This is a genomic window from Streptomyces sp. NPDC043726 (genome assembly GCF_056436565.1).
In genome coordinates, this window is the sequence record NZ_JBWKCI010000011.1 from 262146 (window position 1) to 279464 (window position 17319).

Annotated in this window: 13 protein-coding genes; 4 read left to right on the forward strand and 9 right to left on the reverse strand. The window is 71.5% G+C overall.

Going from position 1 to position 17319, the window contains the following annotated elements; genetic code table 11:
* Nucleotides 1-3: 3 nt before the first annotated feature.
* The 8 genes from ftsW to rsmH form a co-directional block, all read right to left on the reverse strand.
* Nucleotides 4-1365, reverse strand: coding sequence for a putative lipid II flippase FtsW (gene ftsW, locus AC068Z_RS30660; protein ID WP_478562756.1), 1362 nt, complete (start codon nt 1363-1365; stop codon nt 4-6).
* A gap of 203 nt (nt 1366-1568) precedes the next feature.
* Nucleotides 1569-3008: a UDP-N-acetylmuramoyl-L-alanine--D-glutamate ligase gene (gene murD / locus AC068Z_RS30665; RefSeq protein WP_478562759.1), complete on the reverse strand. Its 1440-nt coding sequence runs from the start codon at nt 3006-3008 to the stop codon at nt 1569-1571.
* On the reverse strand, nt 2990-4063 hold the full coding sequence (mraY, locus tag AC068Z_RS30670) for a phospho-N-acetylmuramoyl-pentapeptide-transferase (protein ID WP_478562762.1): 1074 nt from the start codon (nt 4061-4063) through the stop codon (nt 2990-2992). The genes murD and mraY overlap by 19 nt, the downstream gene beginning before the upstream one ends.
* Nucleotides 4060-5466, reverse strand: a complete 1407-nt coding sequence (locus tag AC068Z_RS30675) for a UDP-N-acetylmuramoyl-tripeptide--D-alanyl-D-alanine ligase (RefSeq protein ID WP_478562765.1) — start codon at nt 5464-5466, stop codon at nt 4060-4062. The genes mraY and AC068Z_RS30675 overlap by 4 nt, the downstream gene beginning before the upstream one ends.
* Before the next feature lie 4 nt (nt 5467-5470).
* A complete protein-coding gene (locus AC068Z_RS30680) occupies nt 5471-6991 on the reverse strand; it encodes a UDP-N-acetylmuramoyl-L-alanyl-D-glutamate--2,6-diaminopimelate ligase (protein ID WP_478562768.1) in 1521 nt (506 codons plus the stop codon).
* Nucleotides 6992-7154: 163 nt separating this feature from the next.
* On the reverse strand, nt 7155-9110 hold the full coding sequence (locus tag AC068Z_RS30685) for a peptidoglycan D,D-transpeptidase FtsI family protein (RefSeq protein WP_478562771.1): 1956 nt from the start codon (nt 9108-9110) through the stop codon (nt 7155-7157).
* A gap of 7 nt (nt 9111-9117) precedes the next feature.
* On the reverse strand, nt 9118-9576 hold the full coding sequence (gene ftsL / locus AC068Z_RS30690; protein WP_478562774.1) for a cell division protein FtsL: 459 nt from the start codon (nt 9574-9576) through the stop codon (nt 9118-9120).
* A 54-nt stretch (nt 9577-9630) separates the two neighbouring features.
* A complete protein-coding gene (gene rsmH, locus AC068Z_RS30695; RefSeq protein ID WP_478562777.1) occupies nt 9631-10587 on the reverse strand; it encodes a 16S rRNA (cytosine(1402)-N(4))-methyltransferase RsmH in 957 nt (318 codons plus the stop codon).
* A gap of 418 nt (nt 10588-11005) precedes the next feature.
* Between rsmH and AC068Z_RS30700 the strand changes: the two genes are divergently transcribed.
* The 4 genes from AC068Z_RS30700 to AC068Z_RS30715 all read left to right on the forward strand — a co-directional run bounded on the left by AC068Z_RS30700 (nt 11006) and on the right by AC068Z_RS30715 (nt 16576).
* The gene (locus AC068Z_RS30700; RefSeq protein WP_478562780.1) at nt 11006-11554 is read left to right on the forward strand and encodes a beta-class carbonic anhydrase; all 549 of its coding nucleotides are present in this window, start codon (nt 11006-11008) and stop codon (nt 11552-11554) included.
* Nucleotides 11555-11790: 236 nt separating this feature from the next.
* A complete protein-coding gene (locus tag AC068Z_RS30705; RefSeq protein ID WP_478562783.1) occupies nt 11791-12831 on the forward strand; it encodes an AAA family ATPase in 1041 nt (346 codons plus the stop codon).
* Nucleotides 12831-14195, forward strand: coding sequence for a DUF58 domain-containing protein (locus AC068Z_RS30710; RefSeq protein WP_478562786.1), 1365 nt, complete (start codon nt 12831-12833; stop codon nt 14193-14195). The genes AC068Z_RS30705 and AC068Z_RS30710 overlap by 1 nt, the downstream gene beginning before the upstream one ends.
* Entirely contained in the window at nt 14192-16576 is a 2385-nt protein-coding gene (locus tag AC068Z_RS30715; protein WP_478562789.1) for a transglutaminase TgpA family protein, read from the forward strand. The genes AC068Z_RS30710 and AC068Z_RS30715 overlap by 4 nt, the downstream gene beginning before the upstream one ends.
* Before the next feature lie 169 nt (nt 16577-16745).
* Here the strand turns inward: AC068Z_RS30715 and AC068Z_RS30720 are convergent, their stop codons facing one another.
* On the reverse strand, nt 16746-17135 hold the full coding sequence (locus tag AC068Z_RS30720) for a DUF3040 domain-containing protein (protein ID WP_015661060.1): 390 nt from the start codon (nt 17133-17135) through the stop codon (nt 16746-16748).
* Nucleotides 17136-17319 lie beyond the last annotated feature (184 nt).

The window sequence follows — 17319 nt, forward strand, 5'->3', positions numbered from 1 at the left end:
AATTCACCGCTCTCCGGACGTACGCGCCGAGGCGCGCCGTCGCATCGTGTTCCATCTCCGGGGCTCCCTGACGGAAGCGGAACCCCCAGCACCCCGCTTTCTACCAAAGCGGGGTTGCCGCATCGAAAGCGCCGCCCGCGCAGCGGGCTCGTCGCGCGCGAAGGCGATCAGCAGCCCGATGGCGAACATGGTCGGCAGCAGGGCGGACCCTCCGTAGGAGAACAGCGGGAGCGGGACGCCGGCGATCGGCAGCAGACCGAGCACCGCACCGATGTTGATCACCGCCTGCGCGGTGATCCAGGTGGTCACGCCTCCCGCGGCATACCTCACGAAGGGGTCCTCCGTGCGTCCGGCCACGCGGATACCCGCATAGCCTAGAGCCGCGAAGAGGGCGAGCACCGACAGCGTCCCCGCCAGGCCCAGTTCCTCACCGGTGACGGCGAAGATGAAGTCGGTGTGGGCTTCGGGGAGTTGTCCCCATTTCTCCACACTCGCCCCGAGCCCGGATCCGAAGATCCCGCCGGACGCGAGCGCGTAGATCCCGTGCACCGCCTGCCAGCAGTCGACCGGTCCGGACTGGGGCTCGGTGGCGCCGAGGCACTGCAGGCGGGCCATCCGGTTCGGGCTGGTCTTGATCAGGATCAGCCCGATCAGGGTGGCGATCGAGAGCACCCCGACGAACAGCCGGGTCGGCGCCCCCGCCAGCCACAGCAGCCCGAACAGGATCGCGGTGAGGATGATCGCGGTGCCCATGTCGCCGCCGAGCATGATCAGCCCGAGCAGCATGAAGGCGACCGGGACCAGGGGCACCAGCATGTGCTTCCACTGGGTCAGCAGCTTCTTGTCCTGCTTGCGGGCGAGCAGGTCGGCGCCCCACAGCACCAGCGCGAGCTTGCCGAACTCGCTGGGCTGGAGCAGGAACGGGCCGCCGACGGAGATCCAGTTCTGGTTGCCGTTGACCGAGACTCCTATCCCGGGCACCTGCACCAGCGCCATCAGGAAGACGGCGCCGGCGAGGATCGGGTAGGCGAGCGCCCGGTGCAGCTTGGCCGGCATCCGGGAGGCGGCGAACAGCAGTCCGGCGCCGATGAGCGCGGCCAGCAGCTGCTTGCGGAAGAAGTAGGAGCCGGGCAGCGACATCTGCAGCGCGGTGATCTGGGAGGCCGAGTAGACCATCACCAGCCCCAGCACGGTGATCAGCAGACTGCCGCCGAGGATCAGGTAGTACGCGGTCAGCGGCCGGTCCCAGGCCTTCTTGGCGCGGGTGTAGAGCCGTAGGAAGGGGTTCTCGCGGCCCGGCCGGGGAGCGGCGGGCCGCCGGACGGATCGCTGGACCGGGGGACGGCCCGTACGGCTACTGGACATCACCGGCTCCTCGCACGCACCCACCGAACCCGAGCCACATCCGAGTCACCCCGTCCCTCCATGGGGTCCCGAAGCACCCTGGGCCCTGCCGTTCGGATCAGACCGGCGTCGCGGGCCCTGGCACGCGCGACTCTGGTCGGCCTGCGCAGTTTCCTGCGGCCGGCCTGATCCGAACGGCAGGCCCTGGTGGCCGAGACCCGCCGTCAGGCGTCGGTGGTGAGTTCGCGGACCGCCTCCGCGAACGCGTCACCGCGCTTGTTGTAGTTGGCGAACATGTCCATCGAGGCGCAGGCCGGGGCCAGCAGCACCGTGTCGCCCGTGGTGGCGAGCCGCCGGGCCTCCTGGACAGCCGCGAGCATCGCCCCAGTGTCGGTCCGGTCGAGCTCGACGACGGGCACTTCCGGGGCGTGTCGCGTGAGCGCTTCCCGGATCAGCGCCCGGTCGGCGCCGATGAGGACGACCCCGCGAAGTCGCTTTGCCGACTTGGTGACCAGCTCGTCGAAGGTGGCGCCCTTCGCCAGGCCGCCCGCGATCCACACGATGGACTCGTAGGCCGCCAACGAGGCTTCCGCCGCGTGGGTGTTGGTGGCCTTGGAGTCGTCGACGTAGGCGACCCCGTCCACGTCCGCCACATGCGCGATGCGGTGGGCGTCCGGGGTGAAGGCCCGCAGCCCGTCGCGTACGGCCCGGGCGGGCACCCCGAAGGCGCGCGCGAGGGCCGCCGCGGCAAGGGCGTTGGCGATGTTGTGCGGGGCCGGGGGGTTGACGTCGGAGACCTCGGCGAGCTCCTGGGCGTTCTTCTGCCGGTTCTCGACGAAGGCGCGGTCGACCAGGATGCCCTCGACGACGCCGAGTTGGGACGGGCCCGGGGTGCCGAGGGTGAAGCCGACGGCCCGGCAGCCCTCCTCGACGTCCGCCTCGCGCACCAGGTCCTCGGTGGCCTTGTCGGCGACGTTGTAGACACAGGCGACGCGATTGCCCTCGTAGACGCGGCCCTTGTCGGCGGCGTACGCCTCCATGGAGCCGTGCCAGTCGAGGTGGTCGGGGGCGAGGTTCAGCACCGCCGCCGAGTGGGCGCGCAGGGAGGGCGCCCAGTGGAGCTGGTAGCTGGACAACTCCACGGCGAGGACGTCGTACCGCTCCTCGCCGAGCACCGCGTCCAGCAGCGAGACGCCGATGTTGCCGACGGCCGCGGTCCTGAGCCCCGCCGCCTTCAGGATCGACGCCAGCATCTGCACGGTCGTGGTCTTGCCGTTGGTGCCGGTGACCGCGAGCCAGGGCGCCGCGTCCGGGCCGCGCAGGCGCCAGGCCAGTTCGACGTCGCCCCAGATCTCCAGGCCGGCCGCGCGGGCGGCCTGGAACAAGGGCTTGTCGGGCTTCCAGCCGGGCGCGGTGACGACCAGCTCGGTGCCCTCGGGCAGGGTGGCGCCGTCACCGAGGCGCACGGTGACGCCCAGCGCCTCCAGTTCCGCGGCCTGCTCACGCGCGCGTGCGTCGTCGCCGTCGTTGACGACCGTGACGATCGCCCCGCGCGCGTGCAGCACCTTGGCCGCCGGAACACCGGAGACGCCGAGTCCGGCGACGGTGACGTGCTTGCCCTGCCAGTCGACAGGCCCCGAGGAGGTCACTTTTCCGCTGCCCATCCCGCGTAGAAGAGCCCGAGTCCGACAATCACACAGATGCCCTGGATGATCCAGAAGCGGACCACCACGAGGACTTCGGACCAGCCCTTGAGTTCGAAGTGGTGCTGGAGCGGGGCCATCCGGAAGACGCGCTTCCCGGTGAGCCGGAAGGAGCCGACCTGGATGACCACCGACAGGGTGATCAGCACGAACAGACCGCCCATGACGGCCACCAGCAGCTCCGTGCGGGAGCAGATGGCCAGACCCGTCAGGACACCGCCGAGGGCGAGCGAACCGGTGTCGCCCATGAAGATCTTGGCCGGCGACGTGTTCCACCACAGGAAGCCGAGGCAGGCGCCCATCAGCGCCGCGGAGATGACGGCGAGGTCGAGCGGATCACGCACTTCGTAGCAGGCGTTGGGGCTGGGCAGGATCTGCGCGTTCGCGCAGGACTCCTGGAACTGCCAGACGCCGATGAAGGTGTAGGCGCCGAAGACGAGGACGGAGGCGCCGGTGGCCAGACCGTCCAGACCGTCGGTCAGGTTCACGCCGTTCGACATCGCGAGGATCATGAACAGCGCCCAGATGACGAACAGCACCGGTCCGATCGTCCAGCCGAAGTCGGTGATGAACGACAGCTTCGTGGAGGCCGGGGTGTTGCCGCGGGCGTCCTCGAACTGCAGCGCGAGGACGGCGAAGGAGACACCGACGAGCAGCTGTCCCGCCATCTTCGCCTTGGCCCGCAGACCCAGCGAACGACGCTTGACGATCTTGATGTAGTCGTCGAGGAAGCCGACCAGGCCCATGCCGACCATCAGGCCGAGCACCAGCACACCGGAGTAGGTCGGCGGCTTGCCCGTGATGAGCTTCGACAGGAAGTACGCGGCAACTGTCGCCAGGATGAAGGCGATACCGCCCATGGTGGGCGTACCGCGCTTGCTGGCGTGCTCGCGCGGGCCGTCGTCCCGGATGTACTGGCCGTAGCCCTTGCGGGCGAGGAGCTTGATCAGCAGCGGGGTGCCGATCAGGGTCAGGAAGAGGCCAATGACTCCTGCGAACAGGATCTGCTTCATCATCGGGCGGAAACCTCACCCTCGGCACCGGACTCGACGAGCGCCTGCGCCACGCTCTCGAGGCCGACCGACCGGGACGCCTTCACGAGTACGACGTCCCCCGGGCGCAACTCGCTGCGCAACAGGTCGACCGCCGCCTGTGCGTCGGACACGTGCACCGACTCCTCACCCCACGAACCCTCGTTATATGCGCCCAGTTGCAGCCAGGACGCTTCCCTGCCCCCGACCGCGACGAGCTTGCTGACGTTGAGCCGGACGGCGAGCCGTCCGACCGCGTCGTGCTCGGCGAGCGCCTCGTCCCCGAGCTCGGCCATCTTGCCGAGCACCGCCCAGGTCCGCCGCCCCTTGCCCATCGCCGCGAGCGCGCGCAGGGCCGCTCGCATGGACTCGGGGTTCGCGTTGTAGGCGTCGTTGACGATCGTCACGCCGTCCGGGCGCTCGGTGACCTCCATCCGCCAGCGGGAGAGGGAGCCCGCCTCGGAGAGCGCGGTGGCGATCTCTTCCGCGGACATGCCCAGCTCGTGGGCGACGGCGGCCGCTGCGAGCGCGTTCGACACGTGGTGCTCACCGTACAGGCGCATGGTCACTTCGCTTGCACCGGAGGGTGTGTGAAGCATGAAGGAAGGCTGTCCGCTGTCCGTGAGTCGCACGTTCTCGGCGCGAACGTCCGCTTCGTCGGACTCTCCGAAAAGGAGCACCTTCGCCTTCGTACGGGAGGCCATGGCCCGTACCAATGGGTCGTCGGCGTTGAGGATCGCGGCGCCGTCCTCCGGAAGCGCCTCCACGAGTTCGCCCTTGGCCTGGGCGATCTGCTCCCGCCCGCCGAACTCGCCGATGTGGGCGCTGCCGACGTTGAGCACCAGGCCGACCCTCGGCGGGGTCAGCTCGGCGAGGTAGCGGATGTGCCCGATGCCCCGGGCGCCCATCTCCAGCACGAGGAACCTGGTCTCCTCGGTGGCACTGAGCGCGGTGAGCGGCAGCCCGATCTCGTTGTTGAGCGAGCCGGGCGTGAACACGGTCGGCGCCTTGCGCTGGAGCACCTGGGCGATCAGGTCCTTGGTGCTGGTCTTGCCCGCGGAGCCGGTGAGGGCCACGAGGGTGGCGCCGAGCTTCGTCACGACGTGCCGGGCGAGGGCGCCGAGCGCCGTCTGGACGTCGTCCACGACGATCGCGGGCACGCCGACGGGCCGCGAGGCCAGCACGGCCGCCGCGCCCGCCTCGACGACCGCGGCCGCGAAGTCGTGGCCGTCGACGCGCTCGCCGACGAAGGCGACGAAGAGGCTGCCGGCCGTCACCTCACGGGAGTCCCGGACGACCGGTCCGGTGATCCGCACCGACGGATCCGGTATGTCGTACGTCTGCCCGCCGACGACTTCTGCGATCTCGGCGAGAGAGAGGGCGATCACAAGTTCATCCCTGGGTCTTCTGGATAGCTTCGCGCAGCACCTGGCGGTCGTCGAAGGGACGGACCACCCCGGCGATGTCCTGGCCCTGCTCATGGCCCTTGCCCGCGACCAGCACGGTGTCCCCGGGCAGCGCCCGGGCGACGGCGGCGGCGATGGCGGCGGCCCGGTCCTCGAAGACCTGGACCTCACCGCGTTCGTGCGCCGGCACGGAGGCCGCGCCCTCGAGCATCGCCGCGAGGATCGCGAGCGGGTCCTCGGAGCGGGGGTTGTCGGAGGTCAGTACGGCGGTGTCGGCGAGGCGGGCCGCGGCGGCGCCCATCGGCGCGCGCTTGGTCCGGTCCCGGTCGCCGCCGCAGCCGAGCACGATGTGCAGCCTGCCCTCGGTGACCTTGCGGAGCGCCTTGAGCACCGACTCGACGGCGTCGGTCTTGTGGGCGTAGTCCACGACCGCGAGATACGGCTGCCCCTCGTCCACCCGCTCCAGCCGGCCGGGCACCCCGGGGACGGCGGCGATGCCGTCGGCCGCGGACTGCGGGTCGAGGCCCGCGACCGACAGGGCGACGATCGAGGCGAGGGTGTTGGCCACGTTGAAGGGTCCGGCCAGCGGCGAGCGGGCGCTGATCCGCTCGCCCTTGGGGCCGATCACCGTGAACGTCGAGTCCATGGGCCCGACCTGGACGTCCTCGGCGCGCCAGTCGGCGTCCGGGTGGCCCTCGGCGGAGAAGGTGACGACGGGGACCGTGGCTTCCTTGGTGAGCCGGCGGCCGTACTCGTCATCGAGGTTGACGACGCCGAGCCTGCTGCGTTTCGGCGTGAACAGCCGCGCCTTGGCCTGGAAGTAGTCCTCCATGTCGGAGTGGAACTCCATGTGCTCCGGGCTGAGGTTGTTGAAGACGGCGATGTCGAAGACACAGCCGTCGACCCGGCCGAGGACCAGCGCGTGGCTGGAGACCTCCATGGCGACCGCCTCCACCCCGCGTTCGCGCATGACCGCGAACAGGGCCTGGAGATCGGTGGCTTCGGGGGTGGTGCGCTCGGACTTGATCCGCTCGTCGCCGATCCGCATCTCCACGGTGCCGATCAGGCCGGTGGAGCGGACGGTCTTCAGACCGCCCTCGACCAGATAGGCGGTGGTGGTCTTGCCGGAGGTGCCGGTGATACCGATCTGGAGCAGATCGCGGCCGGGGTGGCCGTAGATCGTGGCCGCCAGTTCGCCCATCTGCCCGCGCGGATCGGCCACGACCAGCACGGGCAGGCCCGAGGCGGCGGCGCGCTCGGCGCCGGTCGGGTCGGTGAGCACGGCGACCGCGCCGAGGCCCGCGGCCTGGGTGACGAAGTCGGCGCCGTGCAGGCGGGCACCGGGCAGGGCGGCGTACAGGTCGCCGGGGCGGACGGCACGCGAGTCATGGGTGATGCCCGTGACCTCCGCGTCCTGGCCCGGCCTTGCGGCACCCAGCTGGTCGGCGAGCTCCGCGAGGGGTGTGGCGGAGACCTGGACCGGCCGAGGCGGCCCGGGATATGTCACGGGTGCGCCCTTCTGGGTGGTTTGGGACTGATCAGCGTGTGGCACGGCGGTGAGCGTACCGGGCCCACCCGCTTCGGAGCGAAGCGAGGCGGCGGACGGTCCGTGGTTCCCGGGATCGGGGGTGATCGTTGTCACGAGGTGGTTCCTGGCTGCTCGGTACGGGTCAGGGCGAGAAGGTGACCGGGAGTCTGGCAGGGGCGGCACCGGTCGGCGGGACCTGGAGGGTCTTCAGGGCGAACTCCATGACCTGCTTGTAGACGGGTCCGCAGATCTGGCCGCCGAAGTAGCTGCCCTCGGTGGCATTCTGGATGGCGCAGTAGACGGTGATCCGCGGCTTGTCGGCGGGGGCGAACCCGGCGAACGACGAGGTGTAGCCCTGGTACTTGCCGGTGGCCGGATCCACGCGGTTCGCCGTACCCGTCTTGCCCGCGACCCGGTAGCCGGGGATACGGGCCTTGGTGCCGGTGCCTTCCCGGTCGTCCACGACCGACTCCAGCATCCGGGCGAGGGTCTTCGCCGTCCTCGCGCTCACGACCCGTGTCTTCTCGGGCTTCTGGGCGGGGGTGAAGCGCCCGTCGGGGCCCTTCGTGCCGCGCACCAGGGTGGGTTCGACGCGGACGCCGCCGTTGGCGACAGTCGAGTAGACGGAGGCCGCCTGCATCGCGTTGAGGGAGACACCCTGGCCGAAAGGGATCGTGTACTGCTGCGAGGTCGACCACTGGTCCGGTGGCGCGAGGATGCCGTTGGTCTCGCCGGGGAAGCCGAGCCCGGTGGGCTGGCCCAGGCCGAACTTGCGCAGGTAGGAGTAGAGGACCTGATTGGACTCCGCCTGCGTCTTGCCGAGCTGCCCGGTGGCGAGGATGGTGCCGATGTTGCTCGACTTGGCGAGCACGCCGTTCAGCGTGAGGTACCAGGTGGGGTGGTCGATGTCGTCGCGGAACAGCCGGTCGCCGCGGTGCAGCCGGTTGGGCACCACGACATGGGTGTCCGGGGTGGCCGCGCCCTCTTCCAGTACGGCGGCCATGGACATCACCTTGGCCGTCGAGCCGGGCTCGTAGGCGTCCTCCACGCTCCAGTTGTGCAGGGAGTTCCCGTCGGCCTTGGACAGGTCGTTGGGGTCGAAGCCGGGTGAGTTGGCCATGGCGAGGATCTCGCCGGTCTTCGTGTCCTGCACGATCACATAGCCGCGGTCGGCCTTGGACTTCTCGACCTGTTCGCTGATCGCGTTCTGCGCGGCCCACTGGATGTCGCGGTCGATGGTGAGCTCGACGTCGCTGCCCGGCACGGCGGGCGTCTCGGTGGAGCCGGCGGTGGGCACCTGGCGGCCGCCGGACTGGGCGTAGCGGATCTTGCCGTCCTTGCCGGCCAGCTCCTTCTCCAGCTGCTGCTCGACGCCGCCGCCGCCCTTGCCGTCGTAGTTGACCCAGCCCAGTATCCCGGCGGCGAGGTCGCCGTTGGGGTACACCCGCTTGCTGCTGGCCACCGAGAAGACGCCCGCGAGGGCGTTGACGGTGCTCGGGTCGGTCTCCTGCTTCGTGGCGAGGGCGCTCTTGAGGTCCTTGATCTGCTTCCAGACCTGCGGGGTCTGCCGCTTGGCGAGCAGCACGTACTGGCCCTCGGCCCTGAGCTTCTTGGTGAGCGCCGCCTGGTCCTGGCCGAGGATCGGGGCCAGCAGGGCGGCGGCCTGCTCCGGGCCGTCGGCGACCTTCAGCGCCTTGCGCGTGAACATCGTGGGGTCGGCCGTGATGTCGTACGCGTCCACGCTGGCCGCGAGGGCCACGCCGTTGCGGTCGGTGATGCCGCCGCGCTCGGCGGCCAGGGTGTAGCCGACGTACCGGTTCTTCTCGGCCTTGGCCGCGTAGGTGCTCGCGTCGACGGCCTGGACCTGGAGGAGCCGTACGACGAAGGCGATCAGGACGAGGGTGAGCGCCAGGCCGACCATGCGCAGCCGGGGGCGGGGGCTGCCCAGCCGGAGGGCCTGGGGGGCCGCGGGGCGGGGCGGGGCCGGGCGCCGGGCCGGGCGGGCGCCGGGGCCGGGGGTGCGCCGGGCGGCGGGACGGTCGGGCCGGGCGGGGCCGGGGACCCGGCGGCGCGGCGGTTGCTTGCCTGACTCGGCCACTCTTCCGTCACCTGCCGGGGGTCGTGGTGGGGGTCGCGGGCGTGGTCGTGAACGCTTCGGGGGCCAGGACCAGGGGATGTACGTCCGTCTCGAGGGCGGCGGCGGGGGCCGGGGACGGGACGCCCTTGACCGTGCCGTCGGGGTCGAGGAAGGCGGGGTCGCCGCCCGGCACCATGCCCAGTTCACGGGCCCGGCGCAGCAGGGCGTCGGGGGCGGAGTAGGCGTCGACGTCCCGCTGGAGCGCCTGTTCCTCGTCGGTGAGGCTCTTGGTCTCCCGCTGGAGGTCGTCGAGCCGGAAGGCGCCCTCGCTCAGCGCGGAGTTCAGCACCAGCAGTCCGATGAGCCCACCGCCGAGGAGCAGCACGACGAGGAGGACGAAGGGGGTGCGGGCGGCCTGTGCGCGCCCGGCGGGGAAGAGCCGAGCGAGCCGGGCCGCCCTTCCCCTGAGTTCGGGTTTCCTACTCACGAGCCCTGCCTCGGTTGGAGTTTCCTACTCACTCACGCCCTCCGCGGGTGCGGCTCACTCGGCGTCCTCCCTGATGCGCTCCGCCCCGCGCAGTCTCGCCGGTGCCGCCCGCCGGTTCTCGGCGACCTCTTCCTCGGTGGGAAGTTCGGCGCCGCGCGTGAGCAGCTTGAGCCGGGGCTGGTACTGCTCGGGGACGACCGGCAGACCGGGCGGCGCGGTGGTGGCGGCACCGGCCGCGAACACCTGCTTGACCAGCCGGTCCTCCAGCGAGTGGTACGACAGCACAGCGATCCGGCCGCCCACGGCGAGGGCCTTCACGGCGGCCGGGATCGCCCGCTCCAGGACGGACAGCTCGCCGTTGACCTCGATGCGCAGCGCCTGGAAGGTGCGCTTGGCCGGGTTGCCGCCGGTGCGCTTGGCGGCCTGCGGCAGCGCGTCCCGGATCAGCTCCACCAGGCGCGCGCTGTTGCTGAAGGGCTCCTTCTCGCGCTCGCGCACGACGGCGGCCACGATCCGCTTGGCCTGCTTCTCCTCGCCGTAGGCGCGCAGGATCCGCACCAGCTCCCCGGCCGGGTAGGTGTTGAGGACCTCGGCGGCGCTGACGCCGGTCGTCTGGTCCATGCGCATGTCCAGGGGGGCGTCCTGGGCGTAGGCGAAGCCTCGGTCGGCCTCGTCGAGCTGCATGGAGGAGACCCCGAGGTCGAACAGCACGCCCTGCACGCGCGCGATGCCGAGCCGGTCCAGAACGCCCGGCAGCTCGTCGTAGACGGCGTGCACCAGGGTGGCCCGGTCGCCGAAGGGGGCGAGCCGCTCGCCGGACAGGCGCAGCGCCTCCTTGTCCCGGTCCAGGGCGACGAGCCGGGCCTCGGGGAACTGCTGGAGGAGGGCCTCGCTGTGGCCGCCGAGGCCGAGCGTGCAGTCGACGACGACCGCTCCGGGGGCCTGGAGGGCGGGGGCCAACATGTCCAGGCACCGCTGGAGCATCACCGGGACATGTCGACTGTTGCTCAAGGGGCCCTCTCAGGTCCGGCGGGCGGTACGCACCGCCGGGTCCCCGCCCGCTCGTGAAGGGGAGGCCTGCCGGCGCCAGGAGCGTCAGCCGGCCGGGAGCGGGAGGAGGCCGAGCCGTACGTACGCGCCGCGCACGTGGGGAGATCTCCGGCGGGCGCGCCGGGTCCTACGGGAAGTTCAGTCCAGCAGGAAGGCCTCGCCTCCCGCTTCGCGTCACTTTAGTCCACCCTGTCTCGCGGTCAATCAACCGGCCTGCGCGTGGCGGCCCGGGGCGGCGCGAAGCCGGGGACGGAGGGAATTCACCCCTACAGGCGCACTCGCGCCACCCTTGTGGGTTAGCTCACAGCAACGCTCAAAGACGCTCTTTGTCCGCTCTCACAACGGGACGCGCCCGCGGGTGGCCAGTAACGTCATGGGTATGACGACTTCTGCATCTGTTCCCGCAGGTCCCCAAGGCGCCATAGCCGATGGCGGCACGGTCACCGACCGTCTCGTCGAGGCGAACCAGCGGTACGCCGCCGCGTTCACCGACCCGGGCATGGACGCCCGGCCGGTTCTGAACGTCGCCGTGGTGGCCTGCATGGACGCCCGTATCGACCTGCACGCCTCGCTCGGCCTCTCGCTCGGCGACTGCCACACCATCCGCAACGCGGGCGGTGTCGTCACCGACGACGTGATCCGCTCGCTCACCATCAGCCAGCGCAAGCTCGGCACGCGCAGTGTCGTGCTCATCCACCACACCGGCTGCGGCCTGGAAGCGATCACCGAGGACTTCCGCAACGAGCTGGAGCAGGAGATCGGCCAGCGCCCGTCCTGGGCGGTGGAGTCGTTCCGGGACGTCGACCAGGACGTACGCCAGTCCATGCAGCGTGTGCGGACCTCGCCGTTCCTGCTGCACACCGAGGACGTGCGGGGCTTCGTCTTCGACGTGACGACGGGCCTGCTGCGCGAGATCGACCCCGCGTAACCCTCCGCCGAAGCTGTCGTTTCGCTGTTGATTTCTGACTGTAGGGTGCCCAAAAGGCAGTAAAACCGACATATCGCGGGCAGTTGTCCACAGGCGAGTGACACGAAACGGTAACGGCAGCAAGAATGCGGGTGTGACGTCGCACGGAACCTTTCGCGTGTGGCGTCCGTGATTCGGGGTGGGCCGGTCCGCAACGCAGAGCGTCGGCCCGGAAAGAACGGGCCGAGGAGGGCCGGGTGACGACCTATGACGATCGAGCGAGCCTCACTGATCTGACCGCCACCGTGGAGCGTGTCCGCAGTTCGGTGGAGGGAGTGATCGAGGGCAAGCCCGAGGTCGTACGGCTTTCGCTGACCGTGCTGCTCGCCGAGGGGCATCTTCTGATCGAGGATGTCCCCGGCGTCGGCAAGACGATGCTGGCCAAGGCGCTGGCGCGGTCGATCGACTGTTCGGTGCGGCGTATCCAGTTCACCCCCGACCTGCTGCCCTCGGACATCACGGGTGTGTCCATCTGGGACCAGCAGCGCCGGGACTTCGAGTTCAAGCCGGGAGCGATCTTCGCGCAGATCGTGATCGGCGACGAGATCAACCGCGCCTCGCCCAAGACCCAGTCGGCGCTGCTGGAGTCCATGGAGGAGCGGCAGGTCACCATCGACGGGCAGACCTACGAGCTGCCCAGCCCCTTCATGGTGGTGGCCACCCAGAACCCGGTCGAGATGGAGGGCACCTACCCGCTGCCCGAGGCCCAGCGCGACCGCTTCATGGCCCGCGTCTCCATCGGCTACCCGAGCGCGGAGGCCGAGCTGCAGATGCTGGACATCCACGGCGGGGTGAACCCGCTGGACGACCTGCAGCCGGTGGCCCACGCGCACGACATCGTGAAGCTGGTCGACGCCGTCCGCGGCGTCCATGTCGCCGAACCGGTCCGCCGTTACGCGGTGGACCTGGTCGCCGCCACCCGTACCCACCCCGACCTCAGACTCGGCGCCTCCCCGCGCGCGACGCTGCACCTGCTGCGCGCGGCGAAGGCGTCCGCCGCGCTGAGCGGCCGGGAGTACGCGCTGCCGGACGACATCCAGGCCCTCGCCGTGGCCGTGCTGGCCCACCGGCTGCTGCCCACCGCCCAGGCCCAGCTCAACCGCCGTACGTCGGAGCAGGTCGTGCAGGAGATCCTGCAGGCCACCCCGGTGCCCGCCGCGCCCCAGCAGCAGAGCGGCTTCGGCGGGCTCGGCCGGGGCGCCCCGGCCTATCCCCAGCAGCCGCCGCGGAGGCTGTGATGAGCACCGGCGGGACGGGGCACGCGGAGGCCGACCGGGGCGAGCAGGGCGGTGTGCGCACCGCACTGTCCGGTCTGACCACCCGTGGCCGCTCCTTCCTGGCCGCCGGGGTGGCGGCCGCGATCTGCGCGTACGTCCTCGGGCAGAGCGACCTGCTGCGCGTGGGCCTGTTGCTCGCGGTGCTGCCGCTGGTCTGCGCGGCCGTCCTCTACCGCACCCGCTACCGGGTCGCCGGCAGCCGCCGGCTCTCCCCCGCGCGGGTGCCCGCGGGCAGCGAGGCCCGGGTCCATCTGCGGATGGACAACGTCTCGCGGCTGCCCACCGGCCTGCTGATGCTCCAGGACCGGGTGCCCTACGTCCTCGGCCCGCGCCCCCGCTTCGTCCTGGACCGGGTGGAGGCGGGCGGCCGCCGTGAGGTGTCCTACCGCGTCCGCTCCGACCTGCGCGGCCGCTATCCGCTGGGCCCGCTCCAGCTGCGGCTGAGCGACCCGTTCGGCATGTGCGAGCTGACCCGCTCCTTCTCCACGTACGACACCCTCACGGTGATCCCGCGCGTGGAGCCGCTGCCGCCGGTGCGCCTCAGCGGCGAGGCCAAGGGGTACGGCGACGGACGGCAGCGCTCGCTGGCCCTGGCCGGCGAGGACGACGTCATCCCGCGCGGATACCGCTACGGCGACGATCTGCGCCGCGTGCACTGGCGGTCCACGGCCCGCTACGGCGAGCTGATGGTGCGCCGCGAGGAGCAGCCGCAGCGCGCCCGCTGCACGGTGCTGCTGGACACCCGGGGCCTGGCCTTCCAGGGCGCGGGTCCGGACTCCGCCTTCGAGTGGGCCGTGTCGGGCGCGGCCTCCGTCCTCGTGCACATGCTGGAGCGGGGCTTCTCGGTACGGCTGCTGACGGACACCGGCAGCTCGGTGCCCGGCGAGGGCGCCGACGGGTTCGCGGGCGCCAGCCAGGAGTCGGCGGACGCGGCCGGGCTGATGATGGACACCCTCGCCGTGATCGACCACTCCGACGGCACCGGCCTGTCGCGGGCCTACGACGTGCTGCGCGGCGGGAACGAGGGGCTGCTGGTGGCGTTCTTCGGCGACCTCGACGAGGAGCAGGCCGCGGTGGTCGGCCGGATGCGCCAGCGCAGCGGGGGCGCCCTCGCCTTCGTGCTGGACAGCGAGACCTGGGTGCGGGAACCGGCGGACGTGGCCGGGCCGTTGGACAGGAACGAGGAACGGCTGCGGATGCTGCGGGAGTCGGGCTGGACGGCGCTGAGCGTGCCGCGGGGAGCCCCGCTGAACGAGCTGTGGCGCCAGGCGGACCGTGAGCGCTCGGGCGTCGTCGCCGCGAGCGGTGGGGAGGGACCGGCATGAGCGGGCGGGCACGACTGGCGCTGTGCGCCGCCGTGGCCACACTGGCCGCGGCCTGCGCCCTGCTGCCCCTCGTCGACGAACCCACCTGGCTGTTCCAGGCGGCCTTCCTGCTGGCCGTGCAGACCGGTGTCGGCATGGCGGCCCGCAGGGTGCCGCTGGCGCGCTCGCTGACCGTCGCCGCGCAGGCCCTGGTCACGCTGATGCTGCTGACCCTGACCTTCGCCCGGGAGCAGGCGCTCCTCGGGCTGATCCCGGGACCGCAGGCCTTCACACAGTTCGCCGACCTGCTCCAGACGGGCACCGACGACGTCAGCAGGTACGCCATCCCGGCACCCCTGTCCGACGGCATCCGGCTGATGCTGGTCGGCGGTGTCCTGGTGATCGGGCTCGCGGTGGACACCCTCGCGGTGACCTTCCGCAGCGCGGCCCCGGCCGGCCTGCCGCTGCTCGCGCTGTACTCGGTCGCCGCGGGCCTGTCCGACGGCGGCGCCGACTGGCTGTGGTTCCTGGTCGCGTCGGCCGGCTATCTGATGCTGCTGCTGGCGGAGGGCCGCGACCGGCTCTCGCAATGGGGCCGCGTCTTCGGCGGCGCCCCGCGCACCCCGGGCGGCGAGACCACCGGGGCGCTGGCTCCGGTGCGCACCGGGCGGCGGATCGGTGTGGTCGCGCTGGGCATCGCCCTGGTCGTGCCGCTCGGGCTGCCCGCGATGAACGGCGGTCTGCTGGACGGCGCCGGCACCGGCGTGGGTTCCGGCTCCGGCAGCGGCGGCACGATCTCCGCGGTGAACCCGCTGGTGTCGCTGCGCGACAGCCTGAACGTGGACGAGGACCGCCAGGTCCTCTCCCTGCGCACCACCACGAAGGACCTGTCCAACCTGTACCTGCGGATCGTGTCCCTGGACGACTTCGACGGCACCACCTGGAAGCCGTCCAAGCGGAACATCACCTCGGTGCCGGACGACCAGTTCCCCACCCCCATCGGCCTCGGCGCGGACATCAAGCGCACGGAGATCGCGACCCGGATCTCGGCCGCCAACTGGTACGCCCAGGACTGGCTGCCGATGCCGTACCCGCCGAGCGGCGTGGACATCGAGGGCAACTGGCGCTACGAACCGCTGGGCATGACCCTGGTCGGCGACCACGGCCAGAACACCCGCGGCATGACGTACACGGTCCGCAGCCTGGACGTGCAGCCCACGGCGGAGCAGCTCGCCTCGGCGCCGGAGCCGTCGGCGGCCATCAAGCGGGAGTTCACCGAGCTGCCGTCGTCGCTGCCGGAGGAGGTCGCCCGGACCGCGCGCGAGGTCACCGAGGGCGCGAGCGGCCACTACGAGCAGGCGGTCAAGCTCCAGGAGTACTTCGCCGTCACCGGCGGCTTCCAGTACGACACGGAGGTGCAGGTCGGCAGCGGCTCGTCGGCGATCGTCCGGTTCCTCAGGGACAAGCAGGGCTTCTGCGTCCACTTCTCCTTCTCGATGGCGGCGATGGCCCGCTCGCTGGGCATACCGGCCCGGGTGGCGGTGGGCTTCGCGCCCGGCACCCCGCAGGGCGACGAATCGGTGTCGGTGGGCCTGAAGGACGCCCACGCCTGGCCCGAGCTGTACTTCGAGGGCGTCGGCTGGACCCGCTTCGAGCCGACCCCGACCCGGGGCTCGGTGCCGTCGTACACCCAGACGGACACCCCCGGCAGCACCCTGCCGGACGTGGCACGGCCGACCCAGTCGGCGAGCTCGGTGCCGAGCGCCGCCCCCTCGGAGAGCGAGAGCTGCGCCGCGGGCGGCAACCCGGAGCTGTGCGCGAGCGAGTCCCCGCAGGCCGCGCTGGCCAAGGACGACGACGGCCCGAAGTGGTACACGGTCCTCGGCTGGTCCCTCGCCGGACTCGCCGCCCTGCTGATCCCGCTGGCGCCCATGCTGTGGCGGCTGCGGACCAGAGCGGTACGGCTCGGCGCGCACGGCCGCGGTGAGGCGGACGTGGCGCCGCACATCCTGGCGGTCTGGCAGGAGCTCACCGACACGGCGTGGGACTTCGGCATCGCGCCGGACGAGTCGCAGACGCCGCGCAAGGCGGCCGCCCGGATTGTGCGGCTGGGGCATCTCGACGGTGAGGCCGCGGCCTCCGTGCACCGGGTGGCGGACGCCGTGGAGCAGGTGCTGTACGCCCCCCGGCCGCGCCCGACGGCGGGGCTCGCGGAGGACGTCCGCCGGGTGGTCACCGCTCTGCGGGGCACGCTCAGCCGGGGCACGCGCCTTCGAGCGATGTTCCTGCCGCGTTCGACCGTGCGTGTGGTGTGGGCGACGGTGGCGTGGTGGACCGGGTTCAAGAAGCGGGTGGCCGCGACCCGGCCGACGGTGGGCAGGCCCTCGGGGCAGCGGGGCTGACCGAGCGGTTCAGCGGCGAGGAGTTCGGCAGCAGAAGGCCCGGGCGGGTTCACCCGCCCGGGCCTTGCTCGTCGTCTCACCGACAGCCTGTGTGAACGCGTGCGTGAGGGGGCGACCACCCCGCGGTGGTCGCCCCCTCACGCATGTCCAGGAGCTGCGGCTCGTTGCGTCAGTGGCCCTGTTCGTCGCGGCGCCGCTGCCAGCGCTGCTCGATCCGGTCCATCATGGAGCGCTTGGTCCGACCCTGACGGCTGGCCTGCTGACCGCCTGCGGGCTGTTCACCCGGCTTGGGGGCCTTGCGCCAGCCGGTTACGGCGAGTACCGCACAGCCCAGCATGACGAGGAATCCCACCACGCTGAGCCAGACCTGCTTGGCGACCATTCCAGCCATGAGGAGCGCGATACCCACGAGGAAGCCGGCCACCGCCTGGTACACCCGACGCCGGGTGTACGTGCGCAGCCCGCTTCCCTCAAGCGCTGTCGCGAACTTGGGATCTTCGGCGTACAGCGCTCGCTCCATCTGCTCGAGCATGCGCTGCTCGTGCTCCGAGAGCGGCACGGAGTCCTCCTCATCGTGCAGTCGCCGGGGCGACCCGGGGGGTCCCTTCAGGATAGGCAGGGAATCGCCCCCGTGAAACCCGCCCCTCTACGCCAATTGGCCAACCGGGATCCGCCATGGACGACTCGGCTCGCTGAGATCTGCATTCCCCAGCGACCGACCCGTCATGCCGGGCGGTCTCCCT